The sequence below is a fragment of the Kribbella sp. NPDC051770 genome, assembly GCF_040681455.1.
In the GTDB taxonomy this organism is placed as follows: Bacteria; Actinomycetota; Actinomycetes; order Propionibacteriales; family Kribbellaceae; genus Kribbella.
The window spans coordinates 174,929-190,699 of record NZ_JBFAYT010000007.1 but is presented as its reverse complement, the minus strand read 5'-3'; the positions used below and the strand labels follow the sequence as shown (position 1 = coordinate 190,699).

General features: G+C 71.1%; 16 protein-coding genes. 5 read left to right on the top strand and 11 right to left on the bottom strand.

Features of this window, described 5'->3' with window-relative positions:
* Nucleotides 1-77: 77 nt before the first annotated feature.
* The 8 genes from AB0M01_RS23690 to AB0M01_RS23655 all read right to left on the bottom strand — a co-directional run bounded on the left by AB0M01_RS23690 (nt 78) and on the right by AB0M01_RS23655 (nt 10,787).
* Nucleotides 78-848 carry an alpha/beta hydrolase gene (locus tag AB0M01_RS23690; RefSeq protein ID WP_363672912.1) on the bottom strand — a complete coding sequence of 257 codons (771 nt, stop codon included), beginning with the start codon at nt 846-848 and terminating at the stop codon, nt 78-80.
* A 9-nt stretch (nt 849-857) separates the two neighbouring features.
* Complete coding sequence (locus AB0M01_RS23685) at nt 858-1,676, bottom strand: ABC transporter substrate-binding protein (protein WP_363672910.1); 819 nt, start codon at nt 1,674-1,676, stop codon at nt 858-860.
* Between the two features lie 93 nt (nt 1,677-1,769).
* Entirely contained in the window at nt 1,770-2,795 is a 1,026-nt protein-coding gene (locus tag AB0M01_RS23680; RefSeq protein ID WP_363672909.1) for an alpha/beta hydrolase-fold protein, read from the bottom strand.
* A 55-nt stretch (nt 2,796-2,850) separates the two neighbouring features.
* Entirely contained in the window at nt 2,851-3,741 is an 891-nt protein-coding gene (locus AB0M01_RS23675; protein WP_363672907.1) for a hypothetical protein, read from the bottom strand.
* Between the two features lie 145 nt (nt 3,742-3,886).
* Entirely contained in the window at nt 3,887-5,461 is a 1,575-nt protein-coding gene (locus AB0M01_RS23670) for a mucoidy inhibitor MuiA family protein (RefSeq protein ID WP_363672905.1), read from the bottom strand.
* 129 nt (nt 5,462-5,590) lie between these two features.
* Nucleotides 5,591-8,932 carry a S8 family serine peptidase gene (locus AB0M01_RS23665; protein WP_363672903.1) on the bottom strand — a complete coding sequence of 1,114 codons (3,342 nt, stop codon included), beginning with the start codon at nt 8,930-8,932 and terminating at the stop codon, nt 5,591-5,593.
* A gap of 240 nt (nt 8,933-9,172) precedes the next feature.
* Complete coding sequence (locus tag AB0M01_RS23660; protein ID WP_363672901.1) at nt 9,173-9,760, bottom strand: hypothetical protein; 588 nt, start codon at nt 9,758-9,760, stop codon at nt 9,173-9,175.
* Between the two features lie 55 nt (nt 9,761-9,815).
* Complete coding sequence (locus tag AB0M01_RS23655) at nt 9,816-10,787, bottom strand: YihY/virulence factor BrkB family protein (protein ID WP_363672899.1); 972 nt, start codon at nt 10,785-10,787, stop codon at nt 9,816-9,818.
* A 94-nt stretch (nt 10,788-10,881) separates the two neighbouring features.
* On the opposite strand from AB0M01_RS23655, the gene AB0M01_RS23650 reads away from it, so the two are divergent.
* A complete protein-coding gene (locus AB0M01_RS23650) occupies nt 10,882-11,145 on the top strand; it encodes a M55 family metallopeptidase (RefSeq protein ID WP_363672897.1) in 264 nt (87 codons plus the stop codon).
* Nucleotides 11,142-11,345, top strand: coding sequence for a hypothetical protein (locus AB0M01_RS23645; protein WP_363672896.1), 204 nt, complete (start codon nt 11,142-11,144; stop codon nt 11,343-11,345). Before AB0M01_RS23650 ends, AB0M01_RS23645 begins: the two co-directional genes overlap by 4 nt.
* 3 nt (nt 11,346-11,348) lie before the next feature.
* On the opposite strand, the gene AB0M01_RS23640 is transcribed toward AB0M01_RS23645, so the two are convergent.
* Complete coding sequence (locus AB0M01_RS23640; RefSeq protein WP_363672894.1) at nt 11,349-11,663, bottom strand: hypothetical protein; 315 nt, start codon at nt 11,661-11,663, stop codon at nt 11,349-11,351.
* A gap of 100 nt (nt 11,664-11,763) precedes the next feature.
* Between AB0M01_RS23640 and AB0M01_RS23635 the strand changes: the two genes are divergently transcribed.
* From AB0M01_RS23635 to AB0M01_RS23625, 3 genes are read left to right on the top strand one after another with little or no spacing between them, the layout of a single operon-like run.
* The gene (locus AB0M01_RS23635) at nt 11,764-12,981 is read left to right on the top strand and encodes a GNAT family N-acetyltransferase (RefSeq protein WP_363672892.1); all 1,218 of its coding nucleotides are present in this window, start codon (nt 11,764-11,766) and stop codon (nt 12,979-12,981) included.
* Nucleotides 12,982-12,999: 18 nt separating this feature from the next.
* A complete protein-coding gene (locus AB0M01_RS23630; protein ID WP_363672890.1) occupies nt 13,000-13,419 on the top strand; it encodes a hypothetical protein in 420 nt (139 codons plus the stop codon).
* Nucleotides 13,420-13,430: 11 nt separating this feature from the next.
* Nucleotides 13,431-13,907: a ribonuclease H gene (locus AB0M01_RS23625; protein ID WP_363672888.1), complete on the top strand. Its 477-nt coding sequence runs from the start codon at nt 13,431-13,433 to the stop codon at nt 13,905-13,907.
* Between the two features lie 2 nt (nt 13,908-13,909).
* Here AB0M01_RS23625 and AB0M01_RS23620 read toward each other — a convergent pair whose 3' ends face one another.
* On the bottom strand, nt 13,910-14,542 hold the full coding sequence (locus AB0M01_RS23620) for a response regulator transcription factor (protein WP_363672886.1): 633 nt from the start codon (nt 14,540-14,542) through the stop codon (nt 13,910-13,912).
* Nucleotides 14,535-15,761: a sensor histidine kinase gene (locus AB0M01_RS23615; protein ID WP_363672884.1), complete on the bottom strand. Its 1,227-nt coding sequence runs from the start codon at nt 15,759-15,761 to the stop codon at nt 14,535-14,537. Before AB0M01_RS23615 ends, AB0M01_RS23620 begins: the two co-directional genes overlap by 8 nt.
* Nucleotides 15,762-15,771: the final 10 nt, after the last annotated feature.

Here is a 15,771-nt window from a genome sequence, read left to right as displayed (position 1 = left end):
GCGCAACATCGTTACGCCCTGTGTTCCTGTCGGTACCCGCAGTTATCCGCGCTAATCACCAAGAAACACAGGAGTTTTCAGCCCAGCGTTCGGCGTACGACGGCGCGCGTCGCGGCGAGGACCTCGTCGGGGTGGGTCAGGTGGGCGGAGTGGGAGGCACCGGGCCAGGTGAGCAGGTCGGCGCCGAGCGCCGTCGCCAGTTGCTCGTGGCTCCGACGGATCGCGGCCGACGGCTTGCGGTCGGCGGTGATCACGGCGGAAGGGACCTTCGGCAGATCGGCGAGGTCGAAACCCTCCGACAGCGCCGCCAGACCGTGCACCGCGCGGTCGAGCTTCCCGAAGTCGAGCTCGGTCGCCCGGTACGCCGCCGCGCAGTCGGGCCTGGTCTTCGGATCGGTGGCGGCGCGTTCCAGCGAACGGCGTACCAAGGCCGCAAGACCTTCACGTACCCCGGGGACTCGGCCGAGCAGACCGGTGACGCGGGCAACGGTCTCGATCCGCCGGCTCAGCGTCGGGTCGATCACCGGCGTCGAGTCGATCAGCACCAGCCCGGCGACGTCCTCGGGGTACTGGCGAGCGAGCAGCGTCGCCACCGCACCACCGAGGCTCTGGCCGACGACGACCGCCGGATCGAACTCCTGGAGCAGCCGGTGCAGGTGCAGCGGCGCCGTCGTGAGGTTGCCCTCGGCCACCGATCGGCCGGTGCCGGGCCGGTCGTGCACGATCACCCGGCAGCCGGGGTCGTCGAGCAGGCCTTCGACGAGACCGGGAAAGAACCCTTCGGCCCGTTCAGCTCCACCGGGGAGCAGGAGGACTACCGGACCGGTCTCGCCGTACACCTGAGTCATGTCCCCAAGCTAGCGAGGAATCCCGTCGACGAAAGCCGCCGCGGCCGCGAACGTGAAGGCCGGCTCGGGATTCCAGGGCTGCACACGATCGCCCTGTACGGCGGGCAGCTCGCCCCACGACGGGATCCCGGCGAGCTGCTCCGCGCCGAGCGAGTTGCCGCGCTGGTCGTAGAGCAGCACGTCGGCGGGATGCGTGGCGCCGAGGTCGGTCCACTGGACGACCTCCCAGCCACCCTTCGCGCTCGTCGGCGCGAACGGGACGCCCGCGTCGGCGAGCAGCCGCAGGCTCGGCCAGTACGCCGGGTTGGCGACGTACGCGTCGGTCGGCGTACCGCCGGAGAGCGCCAGGAGCTGCGGCGCACCCTGCAGCTTCTCCAACGCAGCGGTCAGCGCCGCCTCGTCGTCGTCCACCGAACCACCGAGCGCGCCGGCCAACGCGTGGAACCGGCCGATGACGCCCGCGAGCGACACGTCCCCGGCGATCCGGATCAGCACCACCGGCGCGACCTCGCGCAGCTGCGCAGCAACGGCCTCGGACACGCCGTACACCTCACCCGCGTAGCTGACGCTCACCACCAGATCAGGCTCCAGCGCCTTCACCTGCTCGAGGTCGACCGCGTCGCCGGCACCGACCAGCGGCAACCCTCCAACAGCTCCCGCCGCTCCGCTGTCCGCCTGATGCTGCGACCCGAAGAACCCGACCACCGGCGCCCCGAGCGCAACCAGCGTCTCCGCCGCCTGCCCGTACGCCAGCACCCGCCGCGGCACCGCCGCCAGCTCGACGCGCTGCCCCAGATCATCCTCGAACGACCACTCACCCGACGTCATCCACTCACCCTTCCCACGCGGCGAAAGTCCGCAACCATCATCGCCGCCCGGCCCCGCGGGGAAACATGAGTTCCACCACTCGGATCAGCGGCACTACGCCGTGAGTTGCTCGCACAACCAGCGAACCGCCAGCGGGTAGCGGTACTCGATTCCGGCGTGGGTGCCCTCGAACAGCTCGAAGTGGACGGCCGGGCCGCCGATCGTGCGGACGGCGCGGTCGAAGGCGGTGGCGCCGAGGTCGAGGTGGTACTCGTCCTGTTTGCCTGCGTCGATCCAGACCGCGCGCAGTGAGCGGAGCGCGTCGGCGTACTGGGGTTGGTTGAGCATCAGGACCGGGTCGAGGGCGAGCCAGCGGTTCCAGACCTCGGGGATGATCTCGCCGAGGTCGTCGAAGGGGAGGAGGACCGTTCCGTCGGGTTCGGCTGAGTACGCCGAGGCGTAGGCGTAGAGCTCGAGTGGGCCGAGGTCCTGGAAGGTCGTGCGTCCGGCGCGCTCCTCGATGTCGGCGAAGAACTTCTCGTACGAGCCGTCGTACTTGTCGCGCAGTTGTTTGGCGCGGACGGGGAACTCGGGGCGGTAGCAGAGGTCGAACGCGGCGTCCCCGGCGTGGGTCGCGAGTGCGCCGAAGACGTCGGGGCGCAGCAGCGGTGTCACCATCGCGGCGTAGCCGCCGCTGGACTTGCCGGTGATCGCGCGGTGGTCGCGGTCGGGGATGGTGCGGTACGTCGCGTCGACCCAGGGGACGATCTCGTCGCAGAGGTAGGAGTTGTAGCGCCCGGTCCCCGGGGAGTCGAGGTACTGCGAACCGCCGTACTTCGTCCAGGCGTCGACGAACACGACGATCGCCGGCGGGACGTCGCCCGTGGCGAACATCGCGTCGAGCAGCTCGGGGAACGGCTGGCGGAACGGCGTCCGGTTGAACCACATGCCGAGGTGCCCGGTGAAGCCCATCGCGACGTAGATGCTCGGGTAGCGCTGGTCGGACTCGTCGTAGCCCGGCGGCAGGTAGACGAGCACCGGGCGCACATGCGGGTCACCGAGCGGGTTCCCCTTCAGCAGGTCGCTCTCGAACGGCGACTCCTCGAACCGTCCGGCCAGCTCGGCACGCCAGGGCAACATGCGGACTCCTCTGCGATCGGGTCTTCCCCGCATGCTTTCACGCGCCTACGACAGTTCAGGTCTTCAGCCTGGTCAGCATCTCGCCGAACTTGTTGGCGTGCAGGTCCTTCCCGGCCGCCAGCCAGGCAACACCGAAGGCAAGGAAGGCGACCACTTCACCGACGTACGTCTTACCGAGCCGCAGGTCCGCGAACGACAAAGCGACACCGAACTTGGCCCACACCCCGGCGAGCAGGATCAGCACCCCCATCGCCAGATACAACCGCACCCGCTTCTTCGGCGCCGGACCGTTCGGAACGCCCGACCACAGGTACCGCCCCAGCGAGACCCCGAGCTCCCTCAACCGCTCCCGAACCCGCACAACGTCCGGCGCCGCGGGATCACACAGCCTTCGCGCCGCCGGCCCGTACCCGAACTCGCGCAACGCGAACACGAAGCACAGCGCCGCCAGCAGCAGCACGAACACCGTCGCCGCGATCCCGTGCACGAGCCGCGCGGTGTCCTCGTGCAGGAACTCCTGTACGCCGCTGCAGCTCGGCGGACCGGTGTACACGACGCAGCTGTCCGCGCCGACCTGGAAGCCCGGCGTCTTCAGCGACCGCGCGGTCGGCACCACGGCGACGACGAACAGCGCACACCCGGCGAGCGTCGAAAGCCAGTAGTCGTAGGTCTTCCGCTTCGCCCGCAGGTAGCTGACCAGGAACGCGGCGGTGACGAACAGCCCGCCGACGAAGACGTCCCGCGCCGACGAGTGGTAGTACGCGCTCATCGAGCCGCGGATCACCCGCAGGTCGTCGATCAGCAGCCAGTCGATCGCCACCAGCACCCACGGCAACCAGAACCCGAGCAGCCCGATCCGGCGCCGCATCGCGAGGTACGACCGCACGAACGGATCGTCCGCCGGCGCGGACTCGCGGTCGAAGGTCCTGAGCTCCAAACCGAACACGGCCCACCTGCCCCCGCGGCCGTTCCAGAGCGGCCGCCCCACCTCCGAAAGTACGCCGGAGCAAGGGAAACCGCGAGACCTCAGCCCCGCCGCCGCGCAGCCGAAGCCCCGCCGCCGCGCGGCGGGACACCGCTCGCTCAGCCCTTCACTCGCGCCACCCCGTCAGGTCCACCGACTTCCCGGTCTCCACCCGGAACCCAAGCTTCACCACGGTCTCCGCGCCGGCCTCCAGCTCGAGCTTCCACGTCACAACACCAAGCTCTGTCGTCTCGTCCGGCTCGGGCTCCGCCCTCACAGGTTTGACCGTGATCTCGTGGTCCCGCGCGACCGGCAGCTGATCGAGCACCGTCACCCGAGCAGCCCGCGGCGTGTGGTTCTCGATCGTCGTCTCGTACTCGACCTCACGCCGCCGCGTCGAGCCCAGCGTCGCCTTCGTCGCGGTCCGTCGAACAAGCTTCCGTTCGACCCTGATCCGGTCGTCCAGCCCGAGCGCCAGCTCGACGTCCTCACCCGGCGACCACAACGGCAGCGCGGTCGACCCGACGAAGTCCGCCTCGTGGAAGACCGCAGCCTTCCCCGCGGGCAGCGTGTGCTCCGACGAGTTCACCACCGTCGCCCGCAGGTGCACATCCGTCGAGCGCACCGGCGCGGTGATGTAGTCGAGCTCGGTCTCCAGCTCCAGCGACGTGATCGTCGCCCGGTGCGACGCACCGTCAGCCGGTACGGCGACCGCCCGCGGCGGCGTGTACGTCGCCGCCGTGACCCCCTGCTCCACAACGGCCGCGGACTCCCGGAACTCGACCGCCAGGTCCATGTCCTCCGCCGCGGCCGCCCCGTACGCGACAGCCTTCTGCCGCATCATCGGCGCAGCGGCCGGTACCGGCGCCGCAGCGACCGGCACCGGCGGGTGGAACCGATCCAGGTACCACGGATCGAGCTCCGGCACCTTCGCGGTCACCGTTGGCCGCGCGGTCGACAGCGTCAGGTCGCACTCCGGCCAGTCCTCACCCGTGTGCTGCGTGATCAGCCCGTACCAGCTCAGCGTCAGCCGGTCCCCGACCAGGCGGACGTCGTACGAGCTGGTCCACCCGGCGCGCGGTACGACGTACGACAGCTCGATCTCCACCTCGGCCTCGGACTCCACCGTCAGCCCGACCGCAGCCACCCGCCGATCAGGCGCGCGCTGCTCGGCGACCGCAGCCAACCGGCGCCCGACAGCGGCAAGCCGCTCCTCAGCCTCCGCGCGCTGTCGAGACAGCTCCCGCCGCTGCCCGCGGACAGCCGACAACCTCCCGGCCAGCGAGTCGGTGAACTCGCCCAGATCGGCCGACGCCTCGCCGCCCGCGAGCGTCCGCGCGAACGTCCCACCGGCCCGCCGGGCCAACTGGGCCAGGAAAAGATCGAGCTGCGCCTGCACCTCGTCGGCGTCGGCCAGCTCGTCGACCTCGGCCTGCGCCGCACGGCGCTGCCGCTCCAGCTCGGCGACGGTTTCGTCGGGCGCCTGTGGATGGTGCCGCATCGCGACATCGACTCCGAGCACGGTCGCCGGCCCCCGGCCGGAGACGCGGACGGAGTCGTCCTGCAAGGCCAGCGGCAGCCCGTCGACGTGCACGGTCCGATCGCCGGAAGGCACGGTGATCCGCCCGCGGCGGGTCACCCGCGCGCGGTCGGGGTACACGACGACGGCCACGATCGGGGCGTCCACCACGAGTTCGCTCATGCCCAAGACAGTAGCCGCACAAGGGCTTTTCCCGTCGAGCGTCATCCACAGGCCACCGGAGCGAGCCGGACCCGGCGCGAACGCCGAACGGGCCGGACCCCGAAGGAATCCGGCCCGTCCGACGAGCACCTAGTTGACGGTGATCTTGTCGACCTCGATCGTGAGGCCCTTGACGAGCGGCGTCGAGGTCCCGGTCGTCACGGACCCGGTCCCCTTCTGCACGCCCTTGAGGTTCATCGTGTAGCTCATCGACCCGCCGGGTGCGCCCGGCGTCGAGACGACCCGCAGGTCCTGGGTCGGCGGACCGGCGATCTGGCTGCCGGCCGTCCCCTCGAAGTTCTCCGCACCGACCGTCAGCCCGTACGCCGGACCAGGATCACCCGGCAGGTTCCCCGGGTCGTAGGTGTAGGAGATGTCCTCGGTGCCGTTCAGGCCGATCCACTGCTGGAACACCTTCTGGCTGCTGGTCCCGAACAGGTTGACCCGCCACTCGATGACGAGCCACTCGCTCACACCGTCGGTCAGCGTACCGGCGAAGATGCCCGGCGCCCCGGTCCCGTCGAGGTCGGTCCAGTACGGCGCCAGCACGCTGTTCGGCCGGGCCGGATCAGGCAGCGTCTGCGGCGTGAACTGCACGTCGTCCGACCCCGTGGTGCCACCGGCGACCGAGTAGCCGTTGGAGGTGACGCCGATGCTGGTGAAGGTGCGTCCCGCGAACTGGAAGGCCGGGACGGTGAAGTTGATCGACTGCTCGTCGCCGATCGGCACCGGTGCGATGCCGAACGCGTCCAGCGGGAGGTACGGGGCCGGACCGGCCCCCGGTGCGATCGCCGGCGCGTCCGGCTGACGCCCGGCCAGGGTCGCGGTCTTGGTCGCGATCTGCGTGCCGATCTTGGTCGCGCCGGTGACGCTGTTCAGCCGCAGCTGCGAGCTGAGCGTGCTCGCCGCCGTCACCGACGTGGTCTGCAGGCTGTTGTTCTGCACGGTCACCGTGCAGGTGGACTGGCCGGTGTTGCGTGCGATGGTCGACGGCGTACAGGTCTGGTCGACCGGTACGACGCCTTCCTGGCGGAAGAACGCGACTGGCAGGTGCAGGGCCCGGCTGCCGCCGACCTGCTTGAGGTTGACCTGCCCGAAGTACTGGCCGTCCGGTACGTCGGGCGCGGTGATCGCGACGGTCAGCTTCTGCGTCTTTCCCGGCTTCACCTGGAACACCGGCGGCAGCACGGTGATGTTCGCGCCGCTGACCGTGGTTCCGGTCGCGGTGAAGGTGAGCGTCTGGTTGGTGACGTTCTTGACCGTCCGCTCGGCGGTGATCAGGCCCGGCATCGTGGGTGCGTTGATCGACGGCAGGTTCAGGTCGATCCGGTTCAGTGCGTCGGTCGCCGCGGCCGCGTAGTTGGCGGCGGTCTCGTCGAGGGTCAGACCGGGGTCGCCGGCCTTGGTCAGGTCGATCCGGCCGCTGCCGGTGTCGAACGGGTCGGCCTGGGTGACCCGGTCCGGCTTCTTGACCGCGGTCTTGGCCGTCGTACCGAGCGCGGACTTGACCTGCCCGGCGGTCCAGGTCGGGTGCAGCGCGAAGACCAGCGCGGCCGCGCCGGCCACGTGCGGCGACGACATCGACGTACCGGCGATCACCTGGTACAGGTTCCCGGGCGGGCCCTCGGCCGGGGACTCCGGCGTCGGCGTCTGGCCGGCCAGGATGTGCAGGCCGGGTGCGGTGACGTCGGGCTTGAGGAAGTCACCGCCGGGACCGCGCGACGAGAACGACGTGATCACGTCGCCCTGCCAGGTGGTCTTGGTGCCCTGGGTGAACGAGGCAGTGCTGCCGGGGTGCGCGGCCAGGAACGCGAGCAGCGCGTCGGCGTCCGGCTTCTCCAGCTGGACGGCGGGCAGCCAGTGGTTGTCGGTGAAGACGTCGGACGGGCCGGTGGTGTTGTACATCAGCATGCCGGCCGCGCCGCCCTGCAGGACGTTGAAGCCCTTCATCACGCGTCCCGGCGTGAACTCGCAGGCGACGATCTTGTTGGTGAAGATCCCCGCCGGTGCGGGCGTCGTACAGGCCGCGTTGCTGTACGGCGGTGCGGAGGCGAGCACGACCTGCCGCGGAGTGGCGACCCCGCCGGTGATCGACGCGCCGGAGATCGTGGCGGTCGCGCCACCACCGGCCAGCGTCACCGTCGAGCGGAAGGTCCGGGCCTGCGTCGACGCCGCGACCGTGGTCACCCACGGGCTGCGGTGGTCGGTCGTCCCGGCGCCCGGGCCGGAGTTGCCGGCCGAGGTGGCGACGAACACGCCGGCGGCGTACGCGTCCAGGAAGGCGAGCTCGACCGGGTCGCTGTACGGGTCGCTGCCGCCGGAGATCGAGAAGTTGATCACCTTGACGCCGTCCAGGATCGCCCGGCCGACCGCTGCCGCCGAGTCGCTCGGGAAGCAGCCGGTGGCGCCGCAGACCTTGTAGACCGACACGGCCGCGGCCGGCGCGATCCCGGCGATCGGGCCGCGGTTGATGCCCAGCGGGTTGGCGTTCGCGACCGGTCCACCGGCCGACGTGGTCGCGGTGTGCGTACCGTGGCCGTTGGAGTCGCGCGCGGAGTCGGGGTAGATGTCGCCGCCGACGACCGCGTTGTAGGTGTCGAGGAACGGCTGTCCACCGATCAGCTTGCGGTTGCAGGCGAACACGTCGGCGGCCGGGGTCAGCGGGTTGTCGCCGAAGTCGCAGACCCGGGCGGTGCCGTCGACGGTCGGCGGCGGTACCGGCAGCGTGCCGGGGTCGGCGAACGACGGGTGCTCGGGCCAGGCGCCGCTGTCCAGGATGCCGACGATGACACCCTTGCCGGAGCTGGCTGCGCCGCCCAACTGGTTGTAGATGGTCGGCGCGCCGATGAACGCGGCGCTGGAGTCGGTGAGCAGTTTCTGCGGGTTGTCCTGCTGGACCGCGGCGACGCCGGGCAGCTTCAGCAGGTCGCGCGCCTTGTTCGCCTCGACGCTGAGCGCGACACCGCCGTACACGGTGCGGAGCTTCTGGCCGGCGCGAGCGCTCGGGACCTTGTCCCGCAGGGCGGCGAGGAACTTGTCCTCGACCGCGGTCACGTGCTGGAGGTACTTCGCGGCGTTGGCGCTCTTCGGCTCCAGCTTCTTGCCGGTGACCGCCGGGCTGGTCCCCGGCAGGCCCTTGAGCCCACCGCGGTACGCCGCCAGCGAGTCGTAGTCGAGCTTGACGACGACACGGACCTGCTGGGCGGACGTGCTGTTGATCAGAGCCGGGTCGCTCTTGGCCAGCTGACCGCTCGGCGACTTGGCGCCGCTGATCGTGCTGGCGACCGTCAACGGTGTGGCGGTCCAGTTCGTCGGTGGAGTGGGGGACGGGTCGGCCGCTGTCGCGGGCAGCGTGGCGGCGACCAGCAGACCGGCGGACAGGCCGGCGACGGCAGCACGTCGAGTGGAACGGGTCCGGGTTCTGGACCTCATGTGGGCCTCCTGTGAAGGCAGTCGACGCCATCACCGAAGGAAGGCGGACAGGCCACACCGGGCGACGCCGTACGGCGTCACCGCCCCCAAGTCCCTGACCGAACCCCCCGGGTTCCGGCGTACCGGCAGACACCCCCGCGGCACCCGCCTGGCCCGAGGCTAGACCCAAACCCCGCCGCGGGCCAGAGCTCCGCGCTGGGTCAAGCGCATGACCCAACCCATTGCCATCAGCAACGTGTTTCAGTCACACGTGTCACAGACGCCGCTGGCCGGCATCTGCAGGTTGCAGCGCGAGCAGGCGTTCACCGGGCGCTCGGCGATCGCGGCCTTGCGGGCCCGCGCCTTGGCCGCGGCGAGCTTGGCCGGGATCATCGCGGTACCGCCGTCCTCGGGCAGGCCCGCGGCCTCGAAGTGCCGGTACGCCGCCAGCCGCTCCTGCGCGGCGTACGCGTCCGGGTCGGCCGGGGTGGTCCCGGTCGCGGCGCCGACGATCGCGGCGTACCCGTCGAAGACGCTCTCGTCGGCGTTCACGCAGAACGCCGACAGCATCGGCTCACCCTGCCGCAGGCTCTCGCCGGAAACCTCGGCGAGCACGCCGCCCATCCACTGCCGGGTCGGCTGCTTGGTGCGGATCCCGGTCCGCTCCTGGACCCCGGCGGCGATGTCCTTGTACTGCACCAGAGCCTGGTACTTGCGCGCTGCCACCAGCAACATCTCGCGGGCCGCGCCCGCCCACTCGACCCGGGCGGCGGCGATCCCGACGTCCGAGACCTCCCGCCAGTCCCGCTGCTCGACATCCGTCATCTCGGCCACACCAGAAATCGACACGCGGAGGACCTTAACCGGCCGACCGGCGTGCCGCGAAACCAGGTCGCGACGGTGTTCAGGGACCGGTCGGTTCGTGCGGCCCGAAGCTCACCTCGATGGTCTCGGCGGCCTTGTGGCGCTGCGCCTGCGCGTACATCGCGTAGGCCCGGTGGTCGGCCGCGGTCAGGTTCGCGGCCGAGTCGTTGAACAGCGCGAGCAGCGAGCGCGGGTAGAGCTTGTAGGCGATCACCGAGTTCAGCTCGGCGCCGATCACGGCGATCACCGACGCGGCGTAGATGAGGCCGATCAGCCCGAGCGTCAGCGCGAAGACGCCGTTCACCTCGCTGGCCTTGGCGAGCACGTGCTCGACGTAGATCCCGCCCAGCCGCTCGAGCAGGTGCCAGCCGAGCGCGGTGAAGAACGCGCCCGGCACGATCTTGCGGAAGGCCGGCCGCGGCCTGATCCCCGGCCGCAGGCAGAGCGTCAGCATCGCGGTCAGTACGAGGACCGAGCCGACCGAGACCAGCCAGCCCATGTTGCTGGCCTGACTGCCGGCCAGCACGGTCAGCGTCGCGAAGCTGAGCACGGTGAGCCCGGCCAGCGAGAGCAGCGCGCCCGACCGGAGCCGGCCGTGGAACGGGTTCGGCCGGCCGTTGCGGGGGACACCCCAGGTCACGTTGACGGCGTTCTGGACGGCCTGGCCGAGGCCGATCACGCCGTACACGGCGGCCAGCGAACCGACGATGACGGCCGGCGTACTGCCCTGGAGGCCCTGCGGGGTCGCGAGCTGGGTCCCGACTATCGGGAACTCCTTGAGCGCCGACTCCAGGACGGCCCGCTGCAGGTCCTCGTTGCCCTGGAGCACGAACCCGAGGACCGAGGACGAGATCAGCAGCATCGGGAAGATCGCCGCGAACGCGTAGTAGGTGACGATCACGGCCAGGTAGCTGCCCTGGTCGTCGAAGAACTTGTAGACCACGGCGAGCGGGAACCCCAGCCGTTTCCGCCGCCGCTGCACGGCGTCGATCCACTGCCCGAAGGTACTCACGCCCCCACCGTACGGTCCACACCCCTCGATCCCGCGCACGCGCCCGGGCCGTGGTTGGCTGAGCTGCCACCAGGACCACCGAGAGGAGCCGGCCGTGAAGGTGTTCTTGTCCACGGACATGGAGGGGACGACCGGGGTCGTCGACTGGGGCCAGGTCCGGGGGCCGGCCACGGAGTACGAGTACTACCGCGGGCTGCTGCAGGCGGAGGTGAACGCCGCGATCGACGGCGCGCTGGCCGCCGGTGCGACCGAGTTCCTGGTCAACGACTCGCACTCCACGATGCAGAACCTGCGCCCGGACGGGCTGCACGGCCAGGCGAGCTACCTGTCCGGCCGGCACAAGCGTTGGAGCGTTTGAGTGACTTCCGGCCGCCGGAGATCGCCCCGGCCGAGCTGACCGTTCGCTACCACAACCACGCGTTCGCGGAGCTGGCCTGTGCGCTGCGCGACGTCGAGCAGATCGGCGACAACGTGGTTGCTATTCGCAACGATGACCCGCTGCAGCTGTTCCGGACGTTCATCGCCGCCGTGCTGCTCAGCCGTGGGGTCGGCGACTGAGGTTCACCAGGTCCAGCCGCGGGCGGCCAGCTCCTGCTCCTCGGACCAGCGCTTGTCCTCACCGTCCAGCCCGTCCACCTCCGGTACGCCGGCCAGCCGGCACGCCTCGTCCAGCAGCGCGTCGTACGCCGCCTCGATCGCCATCAACCGGTGGGCCCGCGCGTAGATCCGGGGCGCGTTCTCGACCCGCCGGATCTCGGTCGCCAGGTACCCGAGCCGGGTCTGCAGGCGGAGCGTGTCGAAGGGGTCCGCGACCGTGACGGGCTGCCGGCGGAACCGCCCCGCCAGCTGACCCAGCGACGTCCGCAGCCTCTGCATCGCGCACACTCCCTGCTCCGAGACTACGACGCGTCCGGCGCGGAGGCGAGAGCCCGGGAATTCCCGTGCAGGCGGGCGTCCGGGCGTGTGACGATGCCCTATGGCGAACTCCGAGTACGTACTGCGGGCGGCGACGGCGGACGAGCACGACCAGTTCCTGGGGCTGTTCGCCGCGGCGATGATGTTCGAGGCGACCCCGACCGACCTGGACCGGGAGCTGTTCGAGCCCGAGCGGGCGCTGGTCGCGTACGACGGCGACCAGCTGGTCGGGACGGCCAAGGCGATGAGCCGCGACCTGTCGGTCCCCGGAGCGGTGGTTCCGGCGGCGCACGTGACGGCGGTCGGCGTGCGGGCAACGCACCGGCGGCGAGGGATCCTCGCCGGGATGATGAGCCGGCAGCTGCGCGAGGCACCCGAGGCGCTGGCGGTGCTGTGGGCCAGCGAGGCGGGCATCTACGGGCGGTTCGGGTACGCCGCGGCGGCGTTCGGCGTGTCGTACGAGGTCGACCTGCGGTCGGTCCGGCCGCGTCCGCTGCCCAGCGACTCCGGCCGCATCGAGGAGGTGTCCGCCGAGGACGCACCGGCGTTGCTGGCACCGCTGCTGCAAGCCCTGCAGGCCACCCGGCCGGGCGTGTCGGGCCGGTCCGAGCAGGTCTGGCGCCAGCACCTGCAGGACGACCCGGCGCACCGTGGCGGCAGCACCGCGCGGCAGATCCTCGTGCACCGTGACGAGTCCGGCGCCGTCGACGGGTACGTGCTGTGGCGCGGCAAGATGAACTGGGGCCCCACCGGACCGGCTTACGAGGTGTCGGTGCAGGAGCTGGCCGCGCTCGACCCCACGGCGTACCACGCGCTCTGGCTGCACCTGCTGACGTTGGACCTGGCCGCCAAGCTGGAGTACGGCCACGCCGCGGTCGACGAGCCGCTGCTGCAGCTGGTGAGCAACCCGGTCGCGCTGGGCCGGCGGCTGTCGGAGACGCTGTGGATCCGGATCACCGACGTACCACGTGCTCTCGCCCAGCGCCGGTACGCCGTCGCCACCGACGTGGTGATCGAGGTGACCGACGACCTGATCGAGGCGAACAACGGCCGCTTCCGCCTGACCGGCGACGCCGAGAAGGCGACCTGCGAACGCACCGACGCCGCCGCCGACCTGGCGCTGTCGATCAACGAGCTGTCGGCGGCGTACCTGGGCGGGCGTGGGCTCGCCGAGTTCGCGACCACCGAGCGCGTCACCGAGAACACGCCCGGCGCGCTGGCCGCGACCACCGCCGCCTTCGGTTGGCCGCTCGGCCCGCAGAGTCTGGAGATCTTCTGAGCCCTATCGTTGGGCGCCATGAGCTACCAGCAGCCCCCGCCGTACCAGCCGCAGCCGCCGATGGGGATGCTGCACCTGACTCTCCAGGGCAGCGCCTTCACCGGCACCCTCACCCCGCCGACCGTGCGCCTGAACGGCTACCCGGTGCGGGTGAAGTACGGCCGCAACGACATCCCCGTGTACGCCGGGCCGCTGCGCGTCGACGTCCACTCGCAGTGGATGCGGGAGTTCGGCCGGGCCGCGCTCGAGTTCACCGTGCTGCCGGGGCAGGGCGTACCGGTGTTCTACGCGTCGCCGTACCACCAGTTCGCGTCCGAGGGCAGCATCGGGCACAGCCAGGTGAAGCGGAAGGGCCTCGGTGTGCTGCTCGCCCTGGTCGGGCTGATCGTCACCGCGAGTGTGGTGTCGATCCTGCTCGCCGTGCTGAGCTCCTTGTAGGTTTCGGTCCCATGGCGACTACCCGCGTACGCCGGCCGCGCCCGGCCGACATGACCGTCCCCGCCGGCGCCCGGAGCGTCTTCACCGACGGCGCCTGCTCGGTCAACCCCGGTCCCGGCGGCTGGGCCTGGGCGCTGTCGAAGACCGAGTTCGCCGCCGGCCACGAGGCGGCCTCGACGAACCAGCGGATGGAGATCCGCGCCGCCCTCGAAGCGGTCCGGGCCAACGAGGGCCCGCTGCTGGTGGTGTCCGACTCGACGTACGTCGTGAACTGCTTCCGCGACCGGTGGCACGTCGGCTGGCTGCAGCGTGGCTGGCTCACCTCGGCGCTGAAGCCGGTCGCCAACCGCGACCTGTGGGAGCCGCTCGTCGAGCTGTTCACCGAGCGCGGCGACGTCGCGTTCCAGTGGGTCAAGGGCCACTCCGGCCACGAGATGAACGACTTCGTCGACGAGCTCGCCGTCGCTGCCTGCTTCCCCGACCGCTGAGGTCAGTCCCGGCCGAGGATGCCCTGTTCGTAGCCCTTGGCAACGGCCGCGGCCCGGTCGGTGACGCCGAGCTTGGTGAACAGGTGGCTCAGGTGCGTCTTCACCGTCGCCTCGCTGATGAACAGCTCGCGGGCGATCTCCCGGTTCGAGGTGCCCTTGGCAACCAGTGCGAGCACCTCGCGCTCGCGCGCGGCGAGCGGGCTGGCGGCCGGCGTACGGACTGCTGAGACGAGGCGCGACGCGACCGCGGGGGAGAGGACCGTCCGCCCGGCCGCCGCCTCCCGTACGCCGGTGAACAGGTCGGTCGCCGGCGCGTCCTTGAGCAGGTAGCCGGTCGCGCCGGCCTCGATCGCGGGCAGCGTGTCGGTGTCGGAGTCCCAGGTGGTCAGCACCAGGATCTTCGCCCGGGCCCCGCGCCGGGTCAGCTCGGTGATCGCGTCCAGCCCGCTGCCGCCGGGCATCCGCAGGTCCATCAGGATCACGTCCGGGTCGAGCTCGGTCGCCAGCGCGACCGCCTCGACGCCGTCGGAGGCCTCGGCCAGCACGGTGAACCCGGGAACCGACTCGAACAGACCGCGGAGGCCGTTGCGGACGACGGGGTGGTCGTCGACGAGGAGGAGCGAGATGTCAGCCATGGGGCACCAACGGTACGCGGGCCGACAGCGCCGTACCGGCTCCTGGTTCGGACTCGACGGTGAGCGAGCCGGCGATCCGTTCGGCCCGCGCCCGCATCCCGTCCAGGCCGAACCCGCCGGTGCTGCTGCGGGCCGGACGGGCCAGCGGGTCGAAGCCCTTGCCGTCGTCGCGAATGTCCACGGTCACCTCGTCGTCGATGAAGCTCAGCGTCACGCCGACGCGCTCGGCGGCGGCGTGCTTGGCGACGTTCGCGAGCGCCTCCTGGGTGATCCGGAGCAGCGTCGCCGAGACCTCCTGGTGCAGCGGCTGCGCCGTACCGGCGAGTGTGAAGTCCGCCCGTACGGCGGTGCGCTCGGCCCACTGGTCGACGGTCTTGCGCATCGCCTCCGGCAGATCGTCGGACGACAGCTCCAGCGGTGCCAGGTTCTGCACCGACCGCCGCGCCTCGCTGAGACTGTGCCGGGCCAGGTCGGTCGCGCGGGTGACGCGCTCCTGGACGGCCGGCTCGTCGGTGATGTTCGCGACCACCTGGAGCTGGGCGATGATCCCGGTCAGGCCCTGCGCGATGGTGTCGTGGATCTCGGCCGCCAGCCGGCGGCGCTCGTCGGCGACACCGGCCTCCCGGGCCTGGACCAGCAGTTGCGCCTGCAGCGCGGCGTTCTCGGCCTGAGCTCGTTCGAGCTCGACGATCGTCGCCGCCCTCGCCCGGGACCGCGCGTCCTCCTGCTCGGAGAAGTGGATCACTGTGGTCAGCAGCACGTTGTTCGCGACCAGGAGACCGCCGAACACCACCCAGCGCATCGTGTCCCCGACGGGGATCCCGCTGGTCTGGGCCGCGGCGACCGGGATCGAGCAGCCGAACAGCGCGATCCGCCGCCAGCGCCGGTCGGCGATCTGCTCGTTGGTGTCGAAGTACCCGGCGACGGCGTAGAAGGCGAAGAACCCGTTCAGCAGCGTGAGCGCGAACCCGATCGCCAGCCGGACGGCGTAGTACGTCGCCGAGAGCCAGTGCGGTCCGGGCCGGACGCGCTCGGTCCGCGTCCACCAGATCTCGAGCGCCAGCGCGGCGATCACCAGGACCGCGGCCGCGACCTGGAGGTCGTTGCTCGGCGTGATCAGCCCTGCGGTCGCGACGGCCAGAAAGGTGCCGACCACCAGCAGCCCGTACGGCAGCCACTTGCGGAACATCTCCTGCCGGCGCTCGATCTCGGTGTCCACCTGCTCAGTC